23 protein-coding genes and 1 tRNA gene are annotated in these 20626 nt (G+C 58.4%); 14 read left to right on the forward strand and 10 right to left on the reverse strand.

The genetic code is table 11. The annotated features are described in order from the left end of the window. Positions 1-1128 (reverse strand): DUF2336 domain-containing protein, encoded by a 1128-nt coding sequence (locus tag AC1DWZ_RS23430; RefSeq protein ID WP_477171375.1) that lies wholly within the window; start codon positions 1126-1128, stop codon positions 1-3. A gap of 518 nt (positions 1129-1646) precedes the next feature. On the opposite strand from AC1DWZ_RS23430, the gene AC1DWZ_RS23435 reads away from it, so the two are divergent. The 4 genes from AC1DWZ_RS23435 to AC1DWZ_RS23450 all read left to right on the forward strand — a co-directional run bounded on the left by AC1DWZ_RS23435 (position 1647) and on the right by AC1DWZ_RS23450 (position 3481). Next, entirely contained in the window at positions 1647-1991 is a 345-nt protein-coding gene (locus AC1DWZ_RS23435; RefSeq protein ID WP_477171376.1) for an ArsR/SmtB family transcription factor, read from the forward strand. Beyond that, positions 1966-2442 carry an SRPBCC domain-containing protein gene (locus AC1DWZ_RS23440; protein WP_477171377.1) on the forward strand — a complete coding sequence of 159 codons (477 nt, stop codon included), beginning with the start codon at positions 1966-1968 and terminating at the stop codon, positions 2440-2442. The genes AC1DWZ_RS23435 and AC1DWZ_RS23440 overlap by 26 nt, the downstream gene beginning before the upstream one ends. Positions 2443-2464: 22 nt before the next feature. After that, positions 2465-3235: a DUF899 domain-containing protein gene (locus AC1DWZ_RS23445; protein ID WP_477171378.1), complete on the forward strand. Its 771-nt coding sequence runs from the start codon at positions 2465-2467 to the stop codon at positions 3233-3235. 108 nt (positions 3236-3343) lie between these two features. Next, positions 3344-3481, forward strand: coding sequence for a hypothetical protein (locus AC1DWZ_RS23450; protein ID WP_477171379.1), 138 nt, complete (start codon positions 3344-3346; stop codon positions 3479-3481). On the opposite strand, the gene AC1DWZ_RS23455 is transcribed toward AC1DWZ_RS23450, so the two are convergent. After that, positions 3482-4288 (reverse strand): arginase family protein, encoded by an 807-nt coding sequence (locus AC1DWZ_RS23455; protein ID WP_477171380.1) that lies wholly within the window; start codon positions 4286-4288, stop codon positions 3482-3484. A gap of 144 nt (positions 4289-4432) precedes the next feature. On the opposite strand from AC1DWZ_RS23455, the gene AC1DWZ_RS23460 reads away from it, so the two are divergent. After that, positions 4433-5344: a LysR family transcriptional regulator gene (locus tag AC1DWZ_RS23460; RefSeq protein WP_477171381.1), complete on the forward strand. Its 912-nt coding sequence runs from the start codon at positions 4433-4435 to the stop codon at positions 5342-5344. Here AC1DWZ_RS23460 and AC1DWZ_RS23465 read toward each other — a convergent pair. From AC1DWZ_RS23465 to sfsA, 4 genes are all read right to left on the reverse strand, one after another. Next, a complete protein-coding gene (locus AC1DWZ_RS23465) occupies positions 5326-6132 on the reverse strand; it encodes a DODA-type extradiol aromatic ring-opening family dioxygenase (protein ID WP_477171382.1) in 807 nt (268 codons plus the stop codon). The two genes, AC1DWZ_RS23460 and AC1DWZ_RS23465, sit on opposite strands and share 19 nt — an antisense overlap. A gap of 19 nt (positions 6133-6151) precedes the next feature. Continuing rightward, entirely contained in the window at positions 6152-6877 is a 726-nt protein-coding gene (gene radC, locus AC1DWZ_RS23470) for a RadC family protein (protein WP_477171383.1), read from the reverse strand. Beyond that, positions 6867-7691, reverse strand: coding sequence for a type I methionyl aminopeptidase (map, locus tag AC1DWZ_RS23475; RefSeq protein WP_477171384.1), 825 nt, complete (start codon positions 7689-7691; stop codon positions 6867-6869). Before map ends, radC begins: the two co-directional genes overlap by 11 nt. Before the next feature lie 101 nt (positions 7692-7792). After that, entirely contained in the window at positions 7793-8497 is a 705-nt protein-coding gene (gene sfsA, locus AC1DWZ_RS23480) for a DNA/RNA nuclease SfsA (protein ID WP_477171385.1), read from the reverse strand. A gap of 104 nt (positions 8498-8601) precedes the next feature. Here sfsA and AC1DWZ_RS23485 point away from each other — a divergent pair, with 104 nt between their 5' ends. The 7 genes from AC1DWZ_RS23485 (at position 8602) to AC1DWZ_RS23515 (ending at position 12621) form a co-directional block, all read left to right on the forward strand. After that, positions 8602-8919 (forward strand): hypothetical protein, encoded by a 318-nt coding sequence (locus tag AC1DWZ_RS23485; protein WP_477171386.1) that lies wholly within the window; start codon positions 8602-8604, stop codon positions 8917-8919. A 9-nt stretch (positions 8920-8928) separates the two neighbouring features. Then, positions 8929-9705, forward strand: a complete 777-nt coding sequence (locus AC1DWZ_RS23490; RefSeq protein ID WP_477171387.1) for a competence/damage-inducible protein A — start codon at positions 8929-8931, stop codon at positions 9703-9705. Positions 9706-10036: 331 nt separating this feature from the next. Continuing rightward, the gene (locus AC1DWZ_RS23495; protein WP_477171388.1) at positions 10037-10657 is read left to right on the forward strand and encodes a tetratricopeptide repeat protein; all 621 of its coding nucleotides are present in this window, start codon (positions 10037-10039) and stop codon (positions 10655-10657) included. 71 nt (positions 10658-10728) lie between these two features. After that, positions 10729-10816: transfer RNA gene (locus AC1DWZ_RS23500), tRNA-Leu, on the forward strand. A gap of 386 nt (positions 10817-11202) precedes the next feature. Then, positions 11203-11595 carry a hypothetical protein gene (locus AC1DWZ_RS23505; protein ID WP_477171389.1) on the forward strand — a complete coding sequence of 131 codons (393 nt, stop codon included), beginning with the start codon at positions 11203-11205 and terminating at the stop codon, positions 11593-11595. Positions 11596-11713: 118 nt separating this feature from the next. Beyond that, positions 11714-12151, forward strand: a complete 438-nt coding sequence (locus tag AC1DWZ_RS23510; protein ID WP_477171390.1) for a hypothetical protein — start codon at positions 11714-11716, stop codon at positions 12149-12151. Positions 12152-12246: 95 nt separating this feature from the next. After that, complete coding sequence (locus tag AC1DWZ_RS23515) at positions 12247-12621, forward strand: YcgJ family protein (protein ID WP_477171391.1); 375 nt, start codon at positions 12247-12249, stop codon at positions 12619-12621. Between the two features lie 4 nt (positions 12622-12625). Here AC1DWZ_RS23515 and AC1DWZ_RS23520 read toward each other — a convergent pair whose 3' ends face one another. The 3 genes from AC1DWZ_RS23520 to AC1DWZ_RS23530 form a co-directional block, all read right to left on the reverse strand. Continuing rightward, positions 12626-13969, reverse strand: coding sequence for a cytochrome P450 (locus tag AC1DWZ_RS23520; RefSeq protein WP_477171392.1), 1344 nt, complete (start codon positions 13967-13969; stop codon positions 12626-12628). A 27-nt stretch (positions 13970-13996) separates the two neighbouring features. Next, positions 13997-16150: a di-heme-cytochrome C peroxidase gene (locus AC1DWZ_RS23525; protein ID WP_477171393.1), complete on the reverse strand. Its 2154-nt coding sequence runs from the start codon at positions 16148-16150 to the stop codon at positions 13997-13999. A gap of 328 nt (positions 16151-16478) precedes the next feature. Next, the gene (locus AC1DWZ_RS23530; protein ID WP_477171394.1) at positions 16479-16694 is read right to left on the reverse strand and encodes a hypothetical protein; all 216 of its coding nucleotides are present in this window, start codon (positions 16692-16694) and stop codon (positions 16479-16481) included. A 124-nt stretch (positions 16695-16818) separates the two neighbouring features. Here AC1DWZ_RS23530 and AC1DWZ_RS23535 point away from each other — a divergent pair, with 124 nt between their 5' ends. Further along, positions 16819-17043, forward strand: a complete 225-nt coding sequence (locus AC1DWZ_RS23535) for a hypothetical protein (protein ID WP_477171395.1) — start codon at positions 16819-16821, stop codon at positions 17041-17043. 80 nt (positions 17044-17123) lie between these two features. After that, positions 17124-18695 carry a PAS domain S-box protein gene (locus tag AC1DWZ_RS23540; RefSeq protein WP_477171396.1) on the forward strand — a complete coding sequence of 524 codons (1572 nt, stop codon included), beginning with the start codon at positions 17124-17126 and terminating at the stop codon, positions 18693-18695. A gap of 49 nt (positions 18696-18744) precedes the next feature. On the opposite strand, the gene AC1DWZ_RS23545 is transcribed toward AC1DWZ_RS23540, so the two are convergent. Then, entirely contained in the window at positions 18745-20358 is a 1614-nt protein-coding gene (locus AC1DWZ_RS23545; protein WP_477171397.1) for a B12-binding domain-containing radical SAM protein, read from the reverse strand. Positions 20359-20626 lie beyond the last annotated feature (268 nt).

Consider the following 20626-nt stretch of genomic DNA (forward strand, 5'->3'; position numbering starts at 1 on the left):
TCATCCGCGCGGTTGGGTTTCGAGCCGTCGGATGGATTTCAGGAAGAACGGGTTGATCTTCCAGCGTTCCACCACCTTGCGCGCCGTGTCCGGCTTCAAGCGGTCGAACATCTCCATCGAGCGCGACAATTGATAGGGGTTGTTGGCAAGTTCGCTCGGCCGCGCCCGCTGCAGCATCAGGAACAGGGCGGTAAAATCGGTGCGGTTGATATTGCAGGCGCGGCAACCGATGACGAGGCCTTCACCGCCGTCTTCATAGATCAATTTACGTGCCACCTGCGGTCGCAGGCCGATCATCTGGGCCAGCATTGCCTCAAAGAGCGCTATTTCACCTCGCCGCAAGGTCTTCACGAGCATGTCGGCGGTGAGCTCGGAGCGACGGGCAAGTTGTTCAGCCAAAGCCATGGCAGCATCTTCGGCCCGGGCGGCACTGTCGCTGTCGCGCGCTGACATATCGTCAGCAACGGCAGCTACGGTGAGATCTAGTTCGGCCTTGTCGACTGAATAATGCTCGACGATGTATTGGCGCAGAGCCGCCGAAACCCAGACATACATCTTTTTGGAAAGGTCGACCGGCAGGTCCTTCCGCCGCAACAACGGCTCCTGGAACTCATCGACGCTTTCCGACTGCTGAACCAGATAGGACATGGTGGCATCGCCGATCTGCGCACCGTGATTTTCCAACAGGGCCTTAATGACATCGACCGACGCCGTGCCCACCAGCGCATCGCTCACCAGCGTGGTAACGCTGCGGCGCATGGCGACGGCAAGGCGATGGCTGAGTGTGCGGTGGCGCACGATCTCGACCAGATCCTCGTCGCTCAGCAGATCGCTGTTGAGGAGTACCGGCGAGGCGATATCGAATTCATCATTGGCCAGCAGGTTGACGATTTCATGGGGCGCATTGGGCGATTGAGAGAGCTTCTCGGCCAGCGCCTTGCGAATGGGGCGTGCGACGTCCTGAATAAGTTTCTTCAGGATGTCATTCATCAAGGCCTTTTCCTGCAACGTCAGGATGCGGCCGGAATCCTCCATGAGATCGCCAATGGCAGTCACGAGGCTGGAGCGCCCCTGGCTGGACTTGTCACGGGCCAAATCGACCAGCATTCGAACGTCGGTGGCGATCACTGTTTTTCTCGCGTTCGGCTTGGGTAAGCGTTGCGGATGAGCAATGTGTGCGAAGTATCTTTTGATCCGAAAACGATAGGGCCGGGATCGTTACCAGAATGTTAAATTCGGGGATTCTGACTCTCATTAACGTGTGAGGCATTTCCGCTAAAAGATGGCCTCGAAACTGTCATCAAAGCTTGTCACTGAATCAATTTACGGCAAATTGCTCAATGGCTTAACGTGATGGGTCTGACGGCCTGCCTAGTCATTCGTTGGGTCACCACTTTTCCCGCGGGCAAAAAATATCGACCAAATGGACAGGGTCGCTGCCCGAATAGCCGTGCCAGGTTCTCTGATTACTCGAGGGAAAGGCGCCACGTTGCCCGGTGGCGGCGGAGCGGCCGACCAGGAAATTACGCGTGATAGTCGCTTATGTTCCCGGCCGCAAACGGGTGCTTGACGACAGGCATAGTCCGGAGTAACAAACCATATGGTTATATAACTGTATGGTTCGTTAAGACATGGAACGGGATCGATTGAGCGACACGTTTTCCGCACTCGCAGATCCTACGCGCCGGGCGATCCTGGCGCGATTGGCACTGGGCAAGGCCTCGGTCAATGAGCTGGCCGAGCCATTCGAGATGACCGGACCTGGCGTATCAAAGCACCTCAAGGTGCTGGAGCGGGCTGGGCTCATCGAACGCGGTCGCGAAGCGCAATGGCGGCCTTGCGCACTGACCGCCGGCCCGCTTAAGGACGCGGCCGACTGGCTCGATTTCTATCGACGCTTCTGGGAAGAGAGCTTCAGCCGCCTGGAAGAACATCTGCACAGGTTGGATGCGAAAGGAAAGAAGAATGCCGACGGCAAAAAGAAGCGTTGATCGGATCGCTGCATCCGATGACCGGGTGCTGACAATCACGCGGATCTTCGATGCGCCGCGTGCTCGCGTGTTCCAGGCCTTCATCGATCCGGAGCAATTGATGCAGTGGATGGGACCGCGCAGCCATCCGATCGCCGAGGTGCGGGCGGATATCAGGCCCGGCGGCAAATGGCGCATTGGCCTACGTGCTGTCGATGGTGATGAGGAGCTGTGGCAAAGCGGCACTTACCGCGAAATCGTTCCCAACCGGAAGCTGGTGTTCACCTTTGTGTGGGATCCATCACCCCGCAAGCTAGGCCCAGAAACACTGATCGAGATCACCTTCGCGGACCAGGGCAAGAAGACCCTGATGACCTTCCGCCAGAGCGTCTTTGACAGCACGGACAATTGCGACAGCCACCGCGTCGGATGGCACAGCGCCTTCGACCGGCTGGATGATCTTTTCGCTTAAAACCCGACAGGAGGACATGAACATGCAGCATCAGATCGTGTCACGTGATGAATGGCTTCAGGCGCGTGTGGCCTTGCAGGCGAAGGAGAAGGCCTTCACCAAGATGAAAGATGCTTTGAGTGCCGAGCAGCGCGCTCTGCCCTGGGTGAAGGTCGAGAAGGAGTATGTCTTCGATACACCCACCGGCAAGCAGACGCTGAGCGACCTGTTTCAGGGGCGGAGCCAGCTCTTTATCAAGCATTTCATGATGGGGCCGGGCCAGCAGCATCATTGCGTCGGCTGTTCACTTGAGGTCGACCACATTGCTGGCATCCAAGTGCATCTCGAAAACCACGACGTCACATATACCGCTGTGGCGCGGGCAACACTCGACGAGATCGAAGCTTTGAAGAAGCGGATGGATTGGAAGTTTCCCTTTGTCTCGTCCTTTAGCAGCGATTTCAACTACGACTACAATGTCTCTTTCACGCCGGCCGAAATGACGGCAAAGAAAGCCTACTACAATTTCCGTGAAACCGACCCGTTCCTCGCCGACCTGTCGGGGGATAGCGTGTTTTTCAAGGATAGAGACGGGCAGATCTATCATACCTACTCGGTCTTTGGCCGCGGCGCAGAGCCGTTCCTCACCATTTATGAATTCCTCGACGTGATGCCTAGGGGGCGTAACGAGGAGGGCCCCTATCATGCATTGACCGATTGGGTGCGGCCCCACGACATGTATGGAAAGGGCGGCATGGTCGAGCCCATCGGCCGCTATCACGCCGATGGCTGCGGCTGCGCTGTGCACAAATAGCCAACGACGATGTGCTGCGCGCTCGCCCTCTTGCTTCTTACCCTGGCAGGCTGGCGGCGGCGCGCAGTTCATCTTTTGCAGCAACGTTGGGCGCGGGCGTCACTGATCTTGGCGCTTGTGCTGGCGACCGCGGGAGCGGCCCTGGCGGTCGAGCATATCGGCCACTACACCGTCCGCGCCGAAACCAACCAGCGCGGCCTCATCGCCGAAATCCTGGCGCAGCCGATCTGCAGCAGCGTGCCTTGATCAACTTCCGTTCGTCTTGACCATCATGCCGGCAATTTCCTTGGTGATCTTTGCTGCCACGATGGCGGTCTGGCCAACGATATCGCAGCGTGGATTGTATTCGACGATATCGGCGCCAACGATTGGCTGATCGACACTCTGAATAAAATCGATCACCTGACGGGTCGACAAGCCGCCCGGCTCCCGGTGTGAGACCCCTGGTGCGAAAGCTGGATCGAGCGCATCGATGTCCACCGAAATGTAAACAGGCGTCGTTATGCCAAACTGTAGCTTCTCGCCGCAGCGACCGATTTCGATTGTCTCGACGCCAAAACGTTTGAACTGCTCACGGTGATGATCGTTGACCGTACGGAGCCCGACCTGGATCAGGCGGTCGGTGAGCTTTTCCTCCATGATCCGGGCAAAAGGCGAGGTGTGCGAGCGGGGATTGCCCTGATAGGCTTGGTAGATATCCGGATGAGCGTCAATGTGGAGAATGGTGAGCGAAGCATGGCGCTGCCGGACAGCACGCATGATCGGATGCGTGATGGCGTGATCGCCGCCGAGACAAAGCACTGGACTGCCATCCGCCATAGCGTCTGCCACACGCTTTTCTATGAGATCCCATGGATCGATATTGCCGCCGAAAGCAATGTCGCCATGATCGCTGATCCGGCCGGGTGCGCTGAGATCGGTGCCGGTTTCGCTCCAGCAGGAGGTGACGCCGGAAAATATTTCGCCACGGATCAGCGTTGGCGCTCCCGCGGGTCCTTTCATATAGGAAGAGTTCTCGTCATGGGGGATGCCTAAGAGCGATATCTTGACCATTTTTGACCGACACCTCGCGTGAGCCGCCGTTGCCGGCGACCGAAACCCTGGGGAAGAAATCTCACTTGCGTCGAGGTCGCTTGTAGCTGCCGTAATTCATAAGATCTACTTCGTATATCTTAGAAGATATGTAAGAATATCTTTATGTTTGATCTGGCGCGCTTGCGGCTTCTTCGAGAACTGGCTCATCGCGGCACCATGACCGCGGTTGGCGAGGCCTTTGGCCTCACTTCTTCGGCGGTGTCGCAGCAACTGGCGATCTTGGAGCATGAGGCCCGGGTGCCCTTGCTGGAGCGCTTCGGTCGGCGTGTACGCCTGACCCCCGAGGGTGAGCGGCTGGTGACTCATGCCGAAACGATCCTCGCGGCGGTGGAAGCCGCCGCAATGGATCTGAAAGCGATTGGCGAAACGCCCAAGGGCGTCCTGGAGGTCGGCTGCTTCCCGAGCTTTGCAAAGGCGCGCCTGTTGCCGGCTGTGGTCAGGCTCGGCAAGCGCTTTCCAGACATGAAAGTGCATATCCATGAACTTGAGTCTGTGGATGCGATTGAGGCGGTGCGTGACGGACGCTGCCAGCTTGCCGTGAGTTTCGCCTATAACCTGGCACCGCATCCCGATATAGCTGGCCTCGTATCGCAGCCGCTGATGGATGAGTCCGTGCTCTTGGCCTTACCCAAATCCTGGCAGGCCGCGCGGAACCCGATCGACTTGAAGCGTCTCGCCCAAGCTGAGTGGATGGTCGGGTCGCGACAATCCGACGATCTGCAGCTTGCCGAACGCGCCTGCGCCATCGCCGGATTTACGCCCAGAATCACGCATACCGTTGACGATTACGATCTTCTGTTGCGGATGGTGGCGGCAGGCCTCGGCGTCGGGTTCATACCGGAACTGGGGCTGCAGTTTCCGAGCGCCAAGGCTGTTGTGGTGCGCAGGTCTGCAGGGACACCCCTTCAACGTCACATCAAGGCGGTCACACGGCACGCACTGGCCGCCTCGCCTATGGTGCAGGCCTTGCTGTCGGAGCTGACGCGCGTAACGTCTCAGGCGCCCCAGCCGTAAGAACTCATGCTGAGGCTGCCGAAGGTGAAGCTGGTGTGAAGCTGCTTGCCGGGTGCCATCGCATTTTCGCCGGCAGCAGCGCCCAAGGCCACGAACAGCGGCATGATATGGTCTTCGCTGGGATGGGCGGCGGTGGCGTTGGGGGCCTGTGTGCGGTAGTCGCTCAAGGCTGCGAGATCGCCGGCTGCGATCTTGTTCTCCAGCCATTTGTCAAAAGCACCGGCCCAATCGGTGATGCCACCGCGATTGTTCCAATCGAGCGCGCGCAGATTGTGAACGGCACCGCCGGAGGCGACGATCAAGACACCTTCTTCCCGCAACGGCGCCAGCAAGCGGCCAAGCGCTACGTGATCGGCCGGCGTGCGGTGGTGCATGAGCGAGAGCTGTACCACCGGAATGCCGGACTGCGGATAGGCGAGGATGAGCGGGCTCCAGACGCCATGGTCGAGGCCGCGGTCGCTGCTGGTTTCCGCCTTGAAGCCACCGTCTTCCAGCAGCTTGACCACCCGGGCCGCGAGGGCCGGATCGCCCGGCGCGTCATAGCGCAGATCGTAAAGCGCCTGGGGGAAGCCGTAGAAATCATGGATCGTACTCGGGGTAGCACTCCCGGTCACGGAGGGAAGGGCAGCTTCCCAATGCGCGGAGATGCACAGGATGGCCTTGGGCCGCGGCAGCTTCGCCCCCAGGCGCACCAGGAAATCGCGTGCTGGCACGTCGTCGAAGGCCAGCGTCGGGCTGCCGTGCGAGAGGAACAGGACCGGCATTGTGTTGGGGACTGCTTGGCTCAAGATCGAATTATCCTTTGGCTTAGCGTTTCTTCGGGGCGTCGAGATAGCCCATGGAGCGCAAGCTCGCATGGCCTTTGCGCCCGATGATGATGTGGTCATGGACGGCGACACCGACCTGTTCCAGCGCCAGCTTCACCGCACGCGTCATCTCGATATCGTCACGCGACGGTGTCGGGTCGCCGGTCGGATGATTGTGGGCCATGATGATCGAGCTGGCGCCAAGCGTCAGGGTCCGTTTCACCACTTCACGGATATAGACCGGCGCATGGTTGACGGTGCCGCGGCTCTGCACCTCATCAGCGATGAGTGCGTTCTTGCCGTCGAGAAACAGCAGCCGGAACTGCTCGTTCTTTTCATGGGCCATGACCGAATGGCAGTAATCGAGAACCGATTTCCACGATCCCAGGATCGGCTGGTCCAACAGAAGCTGGCGCTGCATCAGATGGGCTGCCGCCTGCACCGTTTTGATGGCGATGGCGCTGTTTTCCTTGATGCCACTCACTTCCATCAATTGGGCAGGCTCCGCTGCCATGACGGCGCCGAAGCTGCCGAAACGCGTGATGAGGTCCTTGGCCAGCGGCTTCACGTCCCGCTGCGGAATGGCGAGATAGAGCAGCAGTTCCAGCAGTTCGTAATCGGCAAGAGCTGTGGCACCGCCGGTCAAAAACCGTTCACGCAGGCGTTGCCGATGGCCGTGATAATGCGGCGCCTCGGACTCCTGAGCGGGCTCGGCCTTAGGCGGCATAAGGTGGCAAGTCGCGACCTGTGGGTGAGGTCGTGAAGATCTCGGGACCGTTCTCGGTGATGCCGATCGTGTGTTCGAACTGGGCCGAGAGCTTCTTGTCGCGAGTGACGGCGGTCCAGCCGTCATCCAGGATCTTCACCTGCCAGGTGCCGGCATTGATCATCGGCTCGATGGTGAAGAACATGCCAGGCTTGATCTCCGGCCCGGTATCCTTGCGGCCGAAATGGAGCACCGAAGGTGAATCGTGGAACACCTTGCCGATGCCGTGGCCACAGAAATCGCGCACCACCGAAAAGCGCTGCTTTTCTGCAAAGCTCTGGATGGCATAACCAATGTCGCCAAAGGTGCCGCCGGGCTTTGCAGCCTCGATGCCGCGCATCATGGCCTCATAGGTAACTTCGGTCAGGCGCTGCGCCTGCACGCCGACCTTGCCAACATTGTACATGCGGTTGGTATCACCATGCCAACCGTTGAGGATCACGGTGACGTCGATGTTGAGTGTGTCGCCATCCTGCAGCTTCTTGGGGCCGGGAATGCCATGGCAGACCACGTGGTTGACCGAGGTGCAGACCGATTTCGGAAAGCCCCGATAATTGAGCGGGGCGGGGATAGCGTCATGGGCGACGATGTAATCGTGGCACAGCTTGTCGACCGCCTCGGTGGTGATGCCGGGCACGATATGGGGCGTGATGAAATCGAGCGTTTCGGCCGCGAGGCGCCCGGCCTTGCGCATGGCGGCAAAGTCAGCCGGCTTGTGCAGCTTGATTTTCTCGCCATCGTCAATCCAGTCGCTCTCTACGTCCTTCTTTTGCATCGCTTTTTCGCTATCTGCTGCTGGCTCGAATAAGGGTTAACAACCTAGATACGCCTGCCCCCGGTCGCACGCAACCCCCCGCTGTCGCATGCCACCTGTGCCTAAAGAGTCAAAGCGATTGGATTTGCTAGGGAAATTCCCTCTGGTGCGACATGGCAGGTGTGCCCGATGACCTCGATTCCAGCGGCCAGAGCCGCCTGCAATCCAGCGGCGTAGGCAGGGTCGATATCGGCGGCAAGTGTCAGGGTATCGCAGTCGCCCCGTTGCACCAGGAACAGCAGGATGGCGCGGTGGCCTTGCACCACGGCCGCTGACAGTTCCCGAAGATGCTTGAGGCCGCGATCGGTCCTGGCATCGGGAAATTCTGCCTGGCCGCGCGCCCGCGAAAGGGTGACGCTTTTGACTTCAAGATAGGTAAGCCTGCCATCCGCCGCAGTATGGGCAAAATCGAAGCGCGTGCCCGTGCCGAATGCTACCTCCGGCCGCCAGGATCCAGCGCGCGGCAGGCCCGGAATCTGGCCGGCGGCCAGCCCCTCCGCGACGATCCGGTTGGCATAGCCGGTGTTGATGCCGACCAGCGCGCCCGTCTTCATCCCAACCAGTTCCCAGCCGAAATCCAGCTTGCGCCCCTTGGCGGTCTTGGTCGACAGAAAGCAGGGCGAGCCGGGCTCAGCGAGGCCCATCATCGAGCCCGGATTGGGGCAATGTGCCACGATTTCGCGCCCATCCTCCAGGATCATGTCGGCCAGAAACCGCTTATAGCGGCGGACCAGGCGGGCGGGCAGCAAGGGGGGATCGAATTGCATGGGTGCGGCGTTCTGTAATCTGGATGTGGAGCCGATTTCGGCCTTTGTTGCATCAAGGCGCGGTTCCCGGCAAGTTACGGCAACTTTGGATAAGGATATCACTCATGCGTTATCTGCTCCCCATGGCGCTGGCCGTTAGCCTGCTCAGCGCCTGCTCCTTTTTTAACCAAGGCAGCAACTGGACCAAGCCCGGCGTCGACTCCGACCAGGCTCTTTCCGACCTCGATTCCTGTGAGGCTGAGGCTCGCGCCCAGACAAAGGTCGATCGCGGCATCGACCAGGATATCGCGGCGACACAGGGCACCGGCGCGTTCGGCGATCCGCTGGCCGATACCGGCATGTCCGGCTATGAATCCGGCAAGCGCTACGACGATGTGGTCAACGCCTGCATGCAGGCCTTCGGTTATGTTCGCGCGCAATAGGGATTGTTCATGACCGAGCCTGAAATCCTCCCGCCAAAGATCGTAACCGCAGCTGTTGTCGTCATCGGCAACGAGATTCTCTCCGGCCGCACCAAGGATCTCAATCTCGGCTATATCGCCGGCGGCCTGACCGGCATCGGCATACGCCTCATTGAAGGGCGCTTTATTCCTGATATCGAGGCCACCATTGTGGCAACGGTCAACGAATTGCGCGCGAAGTTCGATTATGTGTTCACCACAGGTGGCATTGGTCCCACCCATGACGACATCACCGCGGCCTCGATCTCGAAGGCTTTCGGTGTCCCGCTGATCCTGCACCCGGTCGCGGAGAAGCTGCTCCGCAACCATTATGGGCCGGAGAACATCACCGAAGCCCGTATGCGCATGGCGCATACGCCGGAAGGGGCCGAGCTCATCGACAACCCGGTCTCTATCGCCCCCGGTTTCCGGATCGGCAACGTCTTCGTGCTGGCCGGTGTCCCACGCATTTGCCAGGCCATGTTCGACGGCCTCAAGGGCTCGCTCACCGGCGGCGATCCGGTGCTATCCCGCACGGTTTCCGGCTATATCGGTGAAGGCGTCATCGCCAAGGATCTGGGCCTGCTGCAGGACCGGTACCCGGCCCTGGAGATCGGCTCCTATCCCTTCTTCCGCCAGGGCAGGTTCGGCGCCAGCTTCGTCATACGCGGCACCGACAAGGCCGAGATTGACGGCGCAGCAGTCGAACTTCACACCATCATCAAGACCCTCGGCGCCGAGCCGATCGACGGCGAACCGGCGGCGTGAGGCTCCCCGCCTGCAGCGCGTTGGGCAAGGCTCTTTTTGATCGTCATCCGGTCACCCGTCATCCTCGGGCTTGACCCGAGGATCAGGTTCCGCCGCCGAGGTGTTGCCGGCAGATCCCCGGGTCAAACCCCGGGGATGACGCGTGAAGGGAGATGGGAGACCGATCAGCTCCAACTCTGAGAGTTGCCGAACCGCCCGTAAAACGCTATGTCGCTCCGGTCGACCCCTGATCCGTGAGCCAGCCCGCTTGGTGGAATTGGTAGACACACAGGACTTAAAACGGCGAACCATCTGGTATGCTAGTTAGCTAGGTTAAGGCATGCGGGGGACCATGAGGATATCGATCAAGGTTGTAGTACTCGGTTTTGCACTAGCACTGTCCGTCGTCAGTCATGCAGTTGCCGATCTGTATGCCGATGGGTTGGCTGCGTTCCAACGGGCAGACTATCCAACCGCTCTGAAGTTATGGCGTGAGTTGGCGGATAAGGGAGATGTGCGCGCGCAAGGAAGTCTTGGAACGATGTATGACAACGGCATCGGCGTTCCACAGGATTACAGCGAAGGGGTTAGGTGGCATCGTAAGGCTGCAGAGCAAGGTAGCGCCCTTGATCAAACTATTCTCGGAATGAGGTACGCTGATGGCGAGGGTGTGGCTCAAGATTTGGCGTTGTCAGCAGAATGGAATCGCAAAGCAGCTTATCAAGGAGAGGGTGCCGCTCAGGTGCAGCTAGGTACCGCTTATGCTCGAGGTCGCGGTGTCAAACAAGATTTCGTTCAAGCGATGAAGTGGTGGCTGATTGCGGCTCAAGGCAATGAACCGCCAGTCGTTACCGCTTCAAAGACCTTGATCAATGCGGTCGGACCAAAGTTGACTAAAGCTCAGTTAGATGAAGCCAAGAAGTTAGCGGGAGAATGGAAGCCGACAATGATGACGAACGGAACACTTCCATGACGCATGGCAGCATCTGCAGTATAGAGTTTTGCAGTATGGCATATGAATTCTAGATCAAATTAGGTTGATTGGCGGACGTGGCGAAACGGTAGACGCAAGAGGCTTAAAACCTCTGACCCAGAGATGGGTGTGCGGGTTCAAGTCCCGCCGTCCGCACCATCAATTTCTGCACGGTGCATTCAGGAATTGCGGCACAACCCATGGCCCATGGGTTGTACTCTAGATCCTGTTGTCTCGTTTCGTGCAGACGACAACGAGACAACAGTAATGTGCAGACCTTTCAAACTTGAGGTCAAGGAGCGTATCGTCGCACGGAATCTATTTGCACTTTGTTTGCACTTGGGACCGCGCGTCTCGTATTTCTTTGAATTGACGCTACAATCTGCCGGCACCCAACGTACTTAAAATCCTGAGAGACGAAAGTCTCGTGCCGGTTCGAGTCCGGCAGCGGGCGCCACGACGTTTCTCGCCCTGCCTCCGTTGACGGCCTCTCGTCCATATGGCTATGTTGATCTCATATGCGATTAATAGGGGCATCAAGAGACATGAAGAAATCTCGAAATCTTATTGTTGGGTTGATCCTTCTGTCGGCTTGCGCCGGTGGAAAGCCTGTCGCCGACAAGTCGCAATTGATTTTTGAGCAATATTCGCGCGTGGATTTCGACGGTGTCGATACGCGTCGGGGGTTTATCGATCATATCTACGTGGGAATGGCGGGAATGGAAGATACCAGCAAAGAAATCAAGCTTTGTCTGGGGCGGCAATATGAGAAGCATATGACTGATCGCTATCTTGATGCTGTCGACAAATTCGTCTCTGACCATTCGCAGAAAAACTGGGAAGACGTCGTATTGGTCCACAATACTGAGACCTCACCCTATTCGGCTGCGCAGGCCGAGCAAGAGGTCAAAGAATGTATGACGGAAGCCGGCTCGTAATCTTCGGGTTTGAATTCTCGCGCCGGTCGGAGACTTAGGGACGCCAACAAGCCCAAGCGAAGTGCGTCGCGCTTCGCAATCCGTTTGCTGGTGCCGTCGCTTATTTGAATATGGCGCGGTGACCGGCAGCATCAGATATGTAGCAGGCTTTGCCCCAGAGGAAGAAATGCGCATTATTTTTCTGGCCGGTTTATTCTTCGTGGGATCACTGCTTGGCGCTTGTCAAGCGAACAGCATTGCGACGCCAGCGCCCCAAACGTCTAATGCCGCCAGCCAAGATCATTTTGACGACGGGCTTTCGGAAGCGCTCAAGACAAATTCTTGGTACATGCAGATACCGAAGCCTGAGAGAGCTCTCCTACGACAATGCCTTGTGAAACAGGCCGCCAAAGACGCCACTGCCAAGTTCCCGATAAGCGAGGATGCCTGGACGAAAGAAGCCAATGTCCGCATGGCGGTCTATATCAATCAAATTGGACAGGGAATCCGGCACCCATTTGAGCAGACCTGCCCGGACGTGCTCGAGAAACTGGATCACTATCTGCCGGAATCCTGATCGAAGGTCGCCGCCATACAGTCCAATTGGAACCAAGGGGCGGTAAACGGGTTTCTCCGGGTGGTATAGGGAAGCCCTCTCCCAGGAGTACTGCCATGAACTGGTGGTCCATTGCCTTGGCCGGTCTAACTTTGAGCGCCTGTGCGGCGGATCATCCGCCGCAGGTCATGCGGCCGCGCCCGGTATATTCTGAGTACGGGGTGGATGTTTCGCCTTATGCCTATGGCAACCCGCAGCCCTATGGCTATCCGGTCTCGTGGGGGCAGCCGAACGGGGAAACCGGTGGCTATCTCGGCGCCAATCGCTTCTCGCCGCGGCAGGGCCTGATCTGCGAATGGAGCCTCCACGTCTGCTACGATCGGAGCGGCGTCAATGATGCCGAGACCACGAAGTATCTCGGCTCACGGGATGCCTGGAACCGGCAACGGCTCTATGGCAGCCCGCGGGTCTACATACCGGCGCCGCAATGACGCTCTACCACGCCAGGCGATATTCCTCGGGAAACGGCCCGTCCTTATAGTTCATGGCGCTTGTGGCCCGAAGATTCGAGCGCAGCAGGACTTGCCTGACCATTTCCGGGATCATGACCATGCCGACATATTTGCCAAGACAATCATGTGACCCGAAGCCGAAATTGAAGTGGTGGTACCAGTTCCGCTGCGGGTTGAACTGCTCGGGCGCCTCATAGGCATAGGTGTCGAACATTGCCGATTGCGTGAGTAGAAGGACGTTTGTGCCCTTGGCTATCGTCGTCTGATGAGGTGTGCCGCTGGCCAGTGTTACTTCAGTCGATGCCTGCCGGAACATGTAGGGGCTGATCGGCACGTAGCGGAGCGCTTCCCAGACATATCCATCGAAATCGCCTGGATCATCTTTTCGGGCGGCGGTACGGGCATTTGCCAAGATAGCTGGGTGTTCGATGAAGTATTGGATGGTCTGCGACACCGCCTGCGAGGTCGTCTCGATGGCACCGATCAGCAATCCGCCCGCGTTGGTCGCAAGACGTGGGATGGCAAAATCCAGGCTCGCGGCAAAGCTCGATTTCAGCATCCGGCTGACGATATCGTCGGGCACGACTTTCTGCTTGATGCCGAAAAGCCGCATCACCGCCGCCTTGATCATGTGCAGGATACCGATCGGGATACTGAACAGGGCCGCGATCTTGGCCATCAACAGTTTGCGCCCAACCAGAGTGGCAAGATAGGCAATCAGCTTGTCGCTGACCTCGGCGTGCATTTTAACAATGTGGTCGAATTTTTCCGGGCTGTTGAGGTCGAAGGGCTGATTATGAAATGCGTCGTACTGGTTCCAGAAGGACCATTCGATCAAATCCTTGGCCTCGACGCCATCGAACCCGAAATAATCCTGAACCAGGGTCGCCGGCACGGTACGGCAATAGGGTGTCACGATATCGATCTGGCCATTGGCCCGGTCGAGGATGTCGATGCAGGTCTTCTGGACCAGGGCTCTGACATGGCCAAGGTCGTCGCGATTCAACATAGCCTGCATCAGTGATTTTTCGCGGTAGTGCAGCGCATCATCGTCATGCGCCATCAGATAGCCGACTTCCGTGGCGGTCACGCCCATCTTCGGTTTGTAGAGATCGACGGTTAGAACCGTCGGCATCAGCAGGGCATCGCGCACGTCAGAGAAGAGGGCGACGAGCGTGCACTCAGGTGTCACCAGGATCGGGCGTTCGGTGCGCAATTGCTTGAAGAAGGGAAGTGGCTCCTTCTTCATCCATGTCTGCACCAAAGGATACTTCTCGGCAGTCGGCGCCTGGTCAAAGGCCGCCAGATAGTCAAAAGGCTGGGTCATGGCCATCCGTCCTGGTCCTGCGAGCGCTTAAAGCGATTTCAGATATGCAATGAGATCCCAACGCTGCTCCCGGGTGAGGGCAGGCGAGATCAGCTTGCCATCCGGCCCAAACAAATCCCGGGTTCCATATTCATGGCCAGTATTGCGGTCGCCAGGCCCGTCCCGGACGAGGGTTCTGAACGGGAATCCTGCATAGCCTTCGTGGCGCATGCCAACTCGCTCGGGATCGAATTCGCGGCTGCCGACAAAGAATGAGTCGGGCCGATATTCCATATCTGCCGGATCACCGGCCCGGCGTTCTGCAGGCAGCAGCAGATCATAGAGCGTGGGCACCGATCCATTGTGGAGATAGGGCGCTGTCGCCCAGATGCCGTTCAGCGAACGTGCCTTGTAGCAAAGCAGTGCCGCATAGGGCACGGCACTGGTGGCCGGATTGTAGTCACCACTCCTGACGCTGGTCTTGATCTCGTTGCCGGTCAATGAGATCGCCAGCGTATAGAACCAATCGGCCCAGCGGCGAATGAACCATTTGTCGGCATCTGGTGTGGCGATGACGCCGCGGGTTGCCGCGGTGAGCATCTGAACCACGGGCGCCGTTTCGCCGACGACAACCATGCCGCCATCGGTTTCCTGATAGATATGTTCGAAATTTCCCGACAGGCCATCGTACTGGATGCTGTTGGTCGCCATGGCGGGATCTGTTTTGACCACGGCAACACTCGTCATCTTGCCAATGACACGGCGGTCCCAATCGTTGCGGTCGATCACTTCATGGCAGGACATGCAATGTTGTGCATAAACCAGTTCCCCGCGGTCCTTCTGGTCCTGATCGATTGGGCCAAGTATATCTTGCGGCCATTCAGGGGATTTCAGCTTGCGCAAATGCGCTTCCAGCCGCTGGAGATTGACGAGATCCACAGAGGATTTGAAGTTGATGGCTTCTCGTTTCGCTTCCTGGCCGCTGATGCGGGCGGACAGGCTGAAGCGATGGTCCTGGCCGAAGAAGGGTTTGTCTTCGTGCCAGTCGAGTGTCGCGAAGACACCGATAACCTCACCGGTGTTGCGACCCAGTGGGCCGATCTCGGCGTTGCTGGCAAGGCCGTTCCATTGCACATAGTCGGACTGGGCAATGTCCCACAGGAACGGATAGCTCACAGGGGCATTGGGCTCATTGAAAATCCTGTCGCGCACGCGCAGCATCTGGCTGCTGTCCAGGCCGGGATAGCCATCGCCCTTGCGCTGCAAACGGTCGATGAGGTCCGTAAAGCCCTTGGTCCCGACAATGACGGCGTTGACACCCTCGGTGACCTTGTCGATTTGCTCTTTTGTCATCAGCCGCGTGGTTTTGTCGGCCATGGTTATCTGCGCCAACAGTGACTCGAGTTGCTTCTTGTTGAGGACATGCTCCAACACGCGGTTGTAGATCCGCCCGAACGCGTCCAGTCGGCCATAGCCATAGTCGATATGGCTGTGATTCACCGTGTTATAAAGCTCGACGACGCCAGACCATTTGTCGAGGTCGGCTTTGACTTCTTCGGCCGTGTCATAGTCATTGTCGAGTGCCAGCACCGCTTCGACAAAGCGATTGCCTTTTTCGCCAGCCTTGGCCGCTTCCAGCGAGGCCTGCAGTTCCGTCAGGAACCCCACCATGTCGGCCATGGCCGGGCCGCCGTCGATGCGGATAGCCTTGCCTTGATAATTGACCTGACCCGTATGGCAGGCGGCGCAGGTGTAGCCGACATAATCCTTGCCCTGATACGTGTCTTTGACGAAGCCGACTGGCAAAGCGTCCGGATTGAAAAACGTCGCCTTTTGCGGCAGATAGCGAAAATGGTCGATCACTTTGTCGGAGCGCAGGCGCTCTTCCGATTTCGACTCTTCAAGAGCCAGGAAGAAGTCATAGGGGATCAGGTCGGACCCTTGCGTCGTGTTGTAGAACCACAGGCTGTCGGCTTCGTCCCATCCTTGCTCGAGATAGACGGGTGTGGCGTAACTTTCACCAAACTCGCCATCCTTAACGGCAATGGCGCCGCGATCGGGATCGTCGTCCCATCGCTGATAGGTCTTGCCGATCGCGAGTGTCACAAGGATTCCGACCACGAAAACGGCGACGATTCCGGGAATCAACCGTGGGTAGTTCTTGAAAAGCAGGAACACCCGATAGGAAATCTTCCACAGCATGTCGGATCCCTCCAGCTATCTGGCAAGGCGATCATGGGCGCAACCAACGATATACACGCAAAAGGAGATGTACCTGAAAGGCGATGAAGATGTCAATCTTGAGATAATTTAGCCATTTAGACGTTAATGAATACGAGGGAAATGCATACATACCCTGGATATGGTTCTTGCAGTTCCAACCGTAAGACGTGCCAGAAAGAGATGTTTCTGACACTTAGCTCTTATGAGAAGGGTAAAATTCTTGGTTGCTGAGGGCGAGTCTGTGCGACCCGCATCCGTTACGGCTTCGAGGACCTGTCTGTTGGGCCGGCGGCGGTCGTCAGGCAATCTATCTGGCCTTACCGAGTAATTGATCGACCTGATGCTTTGCCGCATCCAGCGCCTTGTCGGCCGCCGCGCGGCCTTTGATTGGTTTGAGGCCGAGGGCGCGTTTGGTGTCGGGATTGGAACCTTCCACCTGATAGGTGGCAAATTCCTTGGGGCCGACCCACTCGCCTGTCTTGAGGTGAATTTTGCAACCGCGATAGGGGATGACGAACGCCACGCTGAAACTCCTCAATCTGGTTGGCTAACCATGGAACATGCAGCGGCTTGGCCTCGCGCGCAAAGGTCTTGTTTGCAATATGCCGACAGCAGCAATATCCAAGTCTCCTGTTGGAGGGCAATAGATGGCTGAGACCTATCATCACCGCGGCTGCAGGATTGTCATCGCAACCGGCGTGGCTGCGGGTGGCGAAGCATTCATGCGCTATGAGATCACGCCCGAATCCGAGGAAGCCAAGACGGCCTTCCGCCGACAAGGTGTGGACATGATCACCGGAGCCAAGATGTCGGATCTCGCCTTGGGTGCGAGCCGGAAGGAGATCGATCGGCTGCTGGGCGGGCAGCCTTAGGTTGGGCCGGTAACCCCCTGGAACCAATCTCCAATTCACGGGTTGCTAGTTGCTGGGCGTCACACTTATCGCGGAAAATTATGGCCATTTTCAGTAGCATACAGTCCTCGCCACCGGTCTTGGGGAGTATCGACGACCATTACCGATTGCTGGTGCAGGCCGTGACCGATTACGCGATTTTCATGCTGGACCGGGAAGGTCGCGTCGCCAGCTGGAATCCCGGCGCCGAACGTTCCAAAGGATATAAGGCCAGCGAAATCCTCGGCCGTCATTTTTCGCAGTTTTATACTGAAGAAGATCGCGCGGTGGACCGGCCCGCCCAGGTGCTCGCCACCGCGGCGCGGGAGGGACGCTTCGAGGATGAGGGCTGGCGCGTGCGCAAGGACGGGTCCCGCTTCCTTGCCAGTGTGATCATCGATGCCATCCGAGATGCGAAAGGCGAGCTGATCGGCTTTGCGAAGATCACCCGCGACATCACTGAAAGAAGAGAGGCCGAGCACGAATTAGCTGTCGCGCGCGAGGCGCTCTTCCAAGCTCAGAAAATGGAGGCGATCGGCCAGCTCACCGGCGGCATCGCCCACGACTTCAACAATTTGCTGATGGCGGTTCTGTCGAGCCTGGAACTTGCGCGCAAGAGATTGCCGGATGACCCGAAATTGGCGCGTTTCATCGACAATGCGGTGCAGGGTGCCCAGCGCGGCGCGGCGCTGACACAGCGGATGCTGGCGTTCGGCCGGCGTCAGGCCCTGAAGACGGAACCCATCGGCATGGCCAAGCTGGTGGGCGGGATCAAGGACCTTATCCGCCGGTCTCTAGGCCCCACGATCGAAGTGAGTATCGATATACCGCCGGGGATCGACGACATCCTGGTCGATGCGAACCAATTGGAAGCTGCGATGCTCAATGTGGTCGTCAATGCGCGGGATGCGATGCCGCAGGGCGGCGCCTTGTTCATCACCGCAAGAGGTGCCGAAATTGCCATGGGCAACGATCTGGGACTGAGCAGGGGTCGCTATGTTTGTCTTTCCATCAGCGACACGGGCATCGGCATGGATGCAGAGACATTGGCGAGAGCGAAAGAGCCGTTTTTCACGACCAAGGGGATCGGCAAGGGAAGCGGGTTGGGCCTCTCGCAGGTACATGGGCTCATGGAGCAATTGGGCGGGAAATTCATTCTCAAAAGCACGCTTGGTGTAGGGACTATCACGGAGTTCTGGATTCCGGCCCTGATTGCCATGCCGATGCAGGCTACCGCGACGCAGTCTATCGACGTGACGGAGGAGGAGCCTCTGCCGCACCTCCGTGTATTGGCGGTCGATGACGATGCCCTGGTGCTCATGAACACGGCGGCCATGCTGGAAGATATGGGACATCATGTGCGCGAAGCGGGGTCGGCGCAAGAAGCACTGGAAATCCTGCGCCAGGAACCGCCCTTCGATCTCGTCATCACCGATATGGCGATGCCGCAGATGACCGGCCTCGAATTGGCTCGGCTGGTGCTGGTGGGCTGGCCGGATCTGCCGATTCTCCTGGCGACCGGCTATGCCGAATTGCCAGAACAGACGGAACTGCAGTTGCCGCAGCTAGGCAAGCCTTTCGGTCAACGAGAACTCGTGCGCGGCATCGAGAGGGCGCTGGCAGGTTCCCGCTAATCTCACACACGGAACTCTTGCGGAACTCTCGGCAGAGCTGGTGTGGCCGCTATTCGCCCGCCCGTATTTGGCTTGGTGCATTTTGAGCAGGCAGCTGTGGCTTCATGGCGGACGCCCGACGCGTCAAGGGCACCACGGTTGCCGGTGCCCCCTGGCTGTTCAGATAGGCGTTCTGGTCGTGCATGAGGGCTCCCTCAGGCAAGGCGTCCCACAGCGACCCGAGGCTCTTCCTTATACGATTGCTATAGAATGCCGGCAGCACGGTGCTTTCGCCTTCGACGAAGCTGCGCACTTGGCTGTCCTCGTCGAGCAGGCGGCGGATCTTCGCCTGATAGGTGGCGCGGTTCGAGGTGGTCGCACGAAGCGCATTGAGCGCCTTCGTGCCGATGCCGCGATTGGCCCAGAGCCGTTTGCCCACCCGGGCGCCGGAGAGCGCATAACGCGTTAGATCGACGGCGTGGTCGTAGAACTCACGCCAGTCATAATTGAGCGGCCGGACGTTCATCGCGTGATTGCTGTCCAGGAAATGAAACGGGAAGGGCAGCACGCGGCCGGCGCGTTGTAGGTCGAGATTGAGCGGTGCCGCCTGGCCATAGGACGTCAGGAGTGAAAAGGCGGGATAGGCGCCTGGGGCGAGATCGACGAATTTCTTGGTCAATTCGAATGGCGCGCTGCCTTCGTCTGAATCAAGGCCGAGAACGAAATTTGTCTGCACATAAGGCACATGGCGCAGGATCATGTTCACGTGATCGGCAACCTGGCGCACTTTCTCAAGGCCGACATTCCTGCCGGTCTTCGATTTGTTGCCGAGGTCATACCAGGATTCGATCCCGGGCAGCAGCGCATCAAAGCCATTGCGCTGCAGGCGCTTCACATGTGGCTCGGTGAGGATCGACAGGCTGCTCTCGGCGACGAAGCGCATGCGTCCCGGTGGCACGACATCCTCGATCGTATTCATATAATCGTCGAAGCGGACGCCGAAATTCGGATCGTGCCAGCCGACGCGCGGCCGTTTCACCTTGGTCTGCAGAAAGACGAGATCATTGCGGATCTGATCGAAAGGCAGGGGTTGGTATGGGACCACGGAATCAATACAGAAGCTGCAGGTATAGGGGCAACCCATGCTGCCCACCATCGGCACGATCTGCAGGAAGGATGCCTTGGCCAGTGTCGGCACAACGAACTTCCAGCGTTGCTCAAGGCTGGGCAGTTCGGTCGGCTGCCGCCGGGCGCTGAGCTGGACACCAAGCGGGCGCTGCGGCGTCGCATCGCTCAACAAATCGGCGATGAGGGTCTTGTCGGTGAAACCCAGAACATAATCGAAATATTTGGCCGCATCCTGCGGATAGCAGCGCGCATGCGGGCCGCCCAGCACTGTGACCGCACCGCTGCGTCGGCTGAGATTGCTGATGGCGTAGGYAGTTTGCGCCGAACGCGTGAAAGCGCCGATGAACAGGACGTCGGTATCGTGCAGCACGTCGGCAGCGAGATCTTCGACACCCGTATAGCAGACGAACCGAACCTCATGGCCAAGTTCTTCGCACCATACGCCGATCACCTGCGGCATGATGCTGGCCAGATTGGCATTCATCACACGGTTGAAAAGTCGCTTCGTGGGTCCCTTGGTAACGAGATCAAGGATGGTTATGCGGAGTTTTCGCAAGCGCTGCTCCTCTTGGGCCTGGCCGGGCGTTGCCAAGGGACCAAGGGCATTAAGACGGAGAGAGAACCGTCGGCTTGTGACCTTACTGGAAGCTTACAACATTATGGCACGTTGCAGCCTGATCCCCAGCAATGCACAGCAACGCGGTCAAGAACGCTTGGTTCCTGCCAATTCCAGGGAGGCGATGTGACATTTTGTAGCGAGGGCCGCATATGACAACCTCATGACTGGTGCTCACCAGCCATGAGGTTTCGAGTCCCGATCGAAG

It is taken from the genome of Dongia sp. P2_B8 (genome assembly GCF_056404715.1).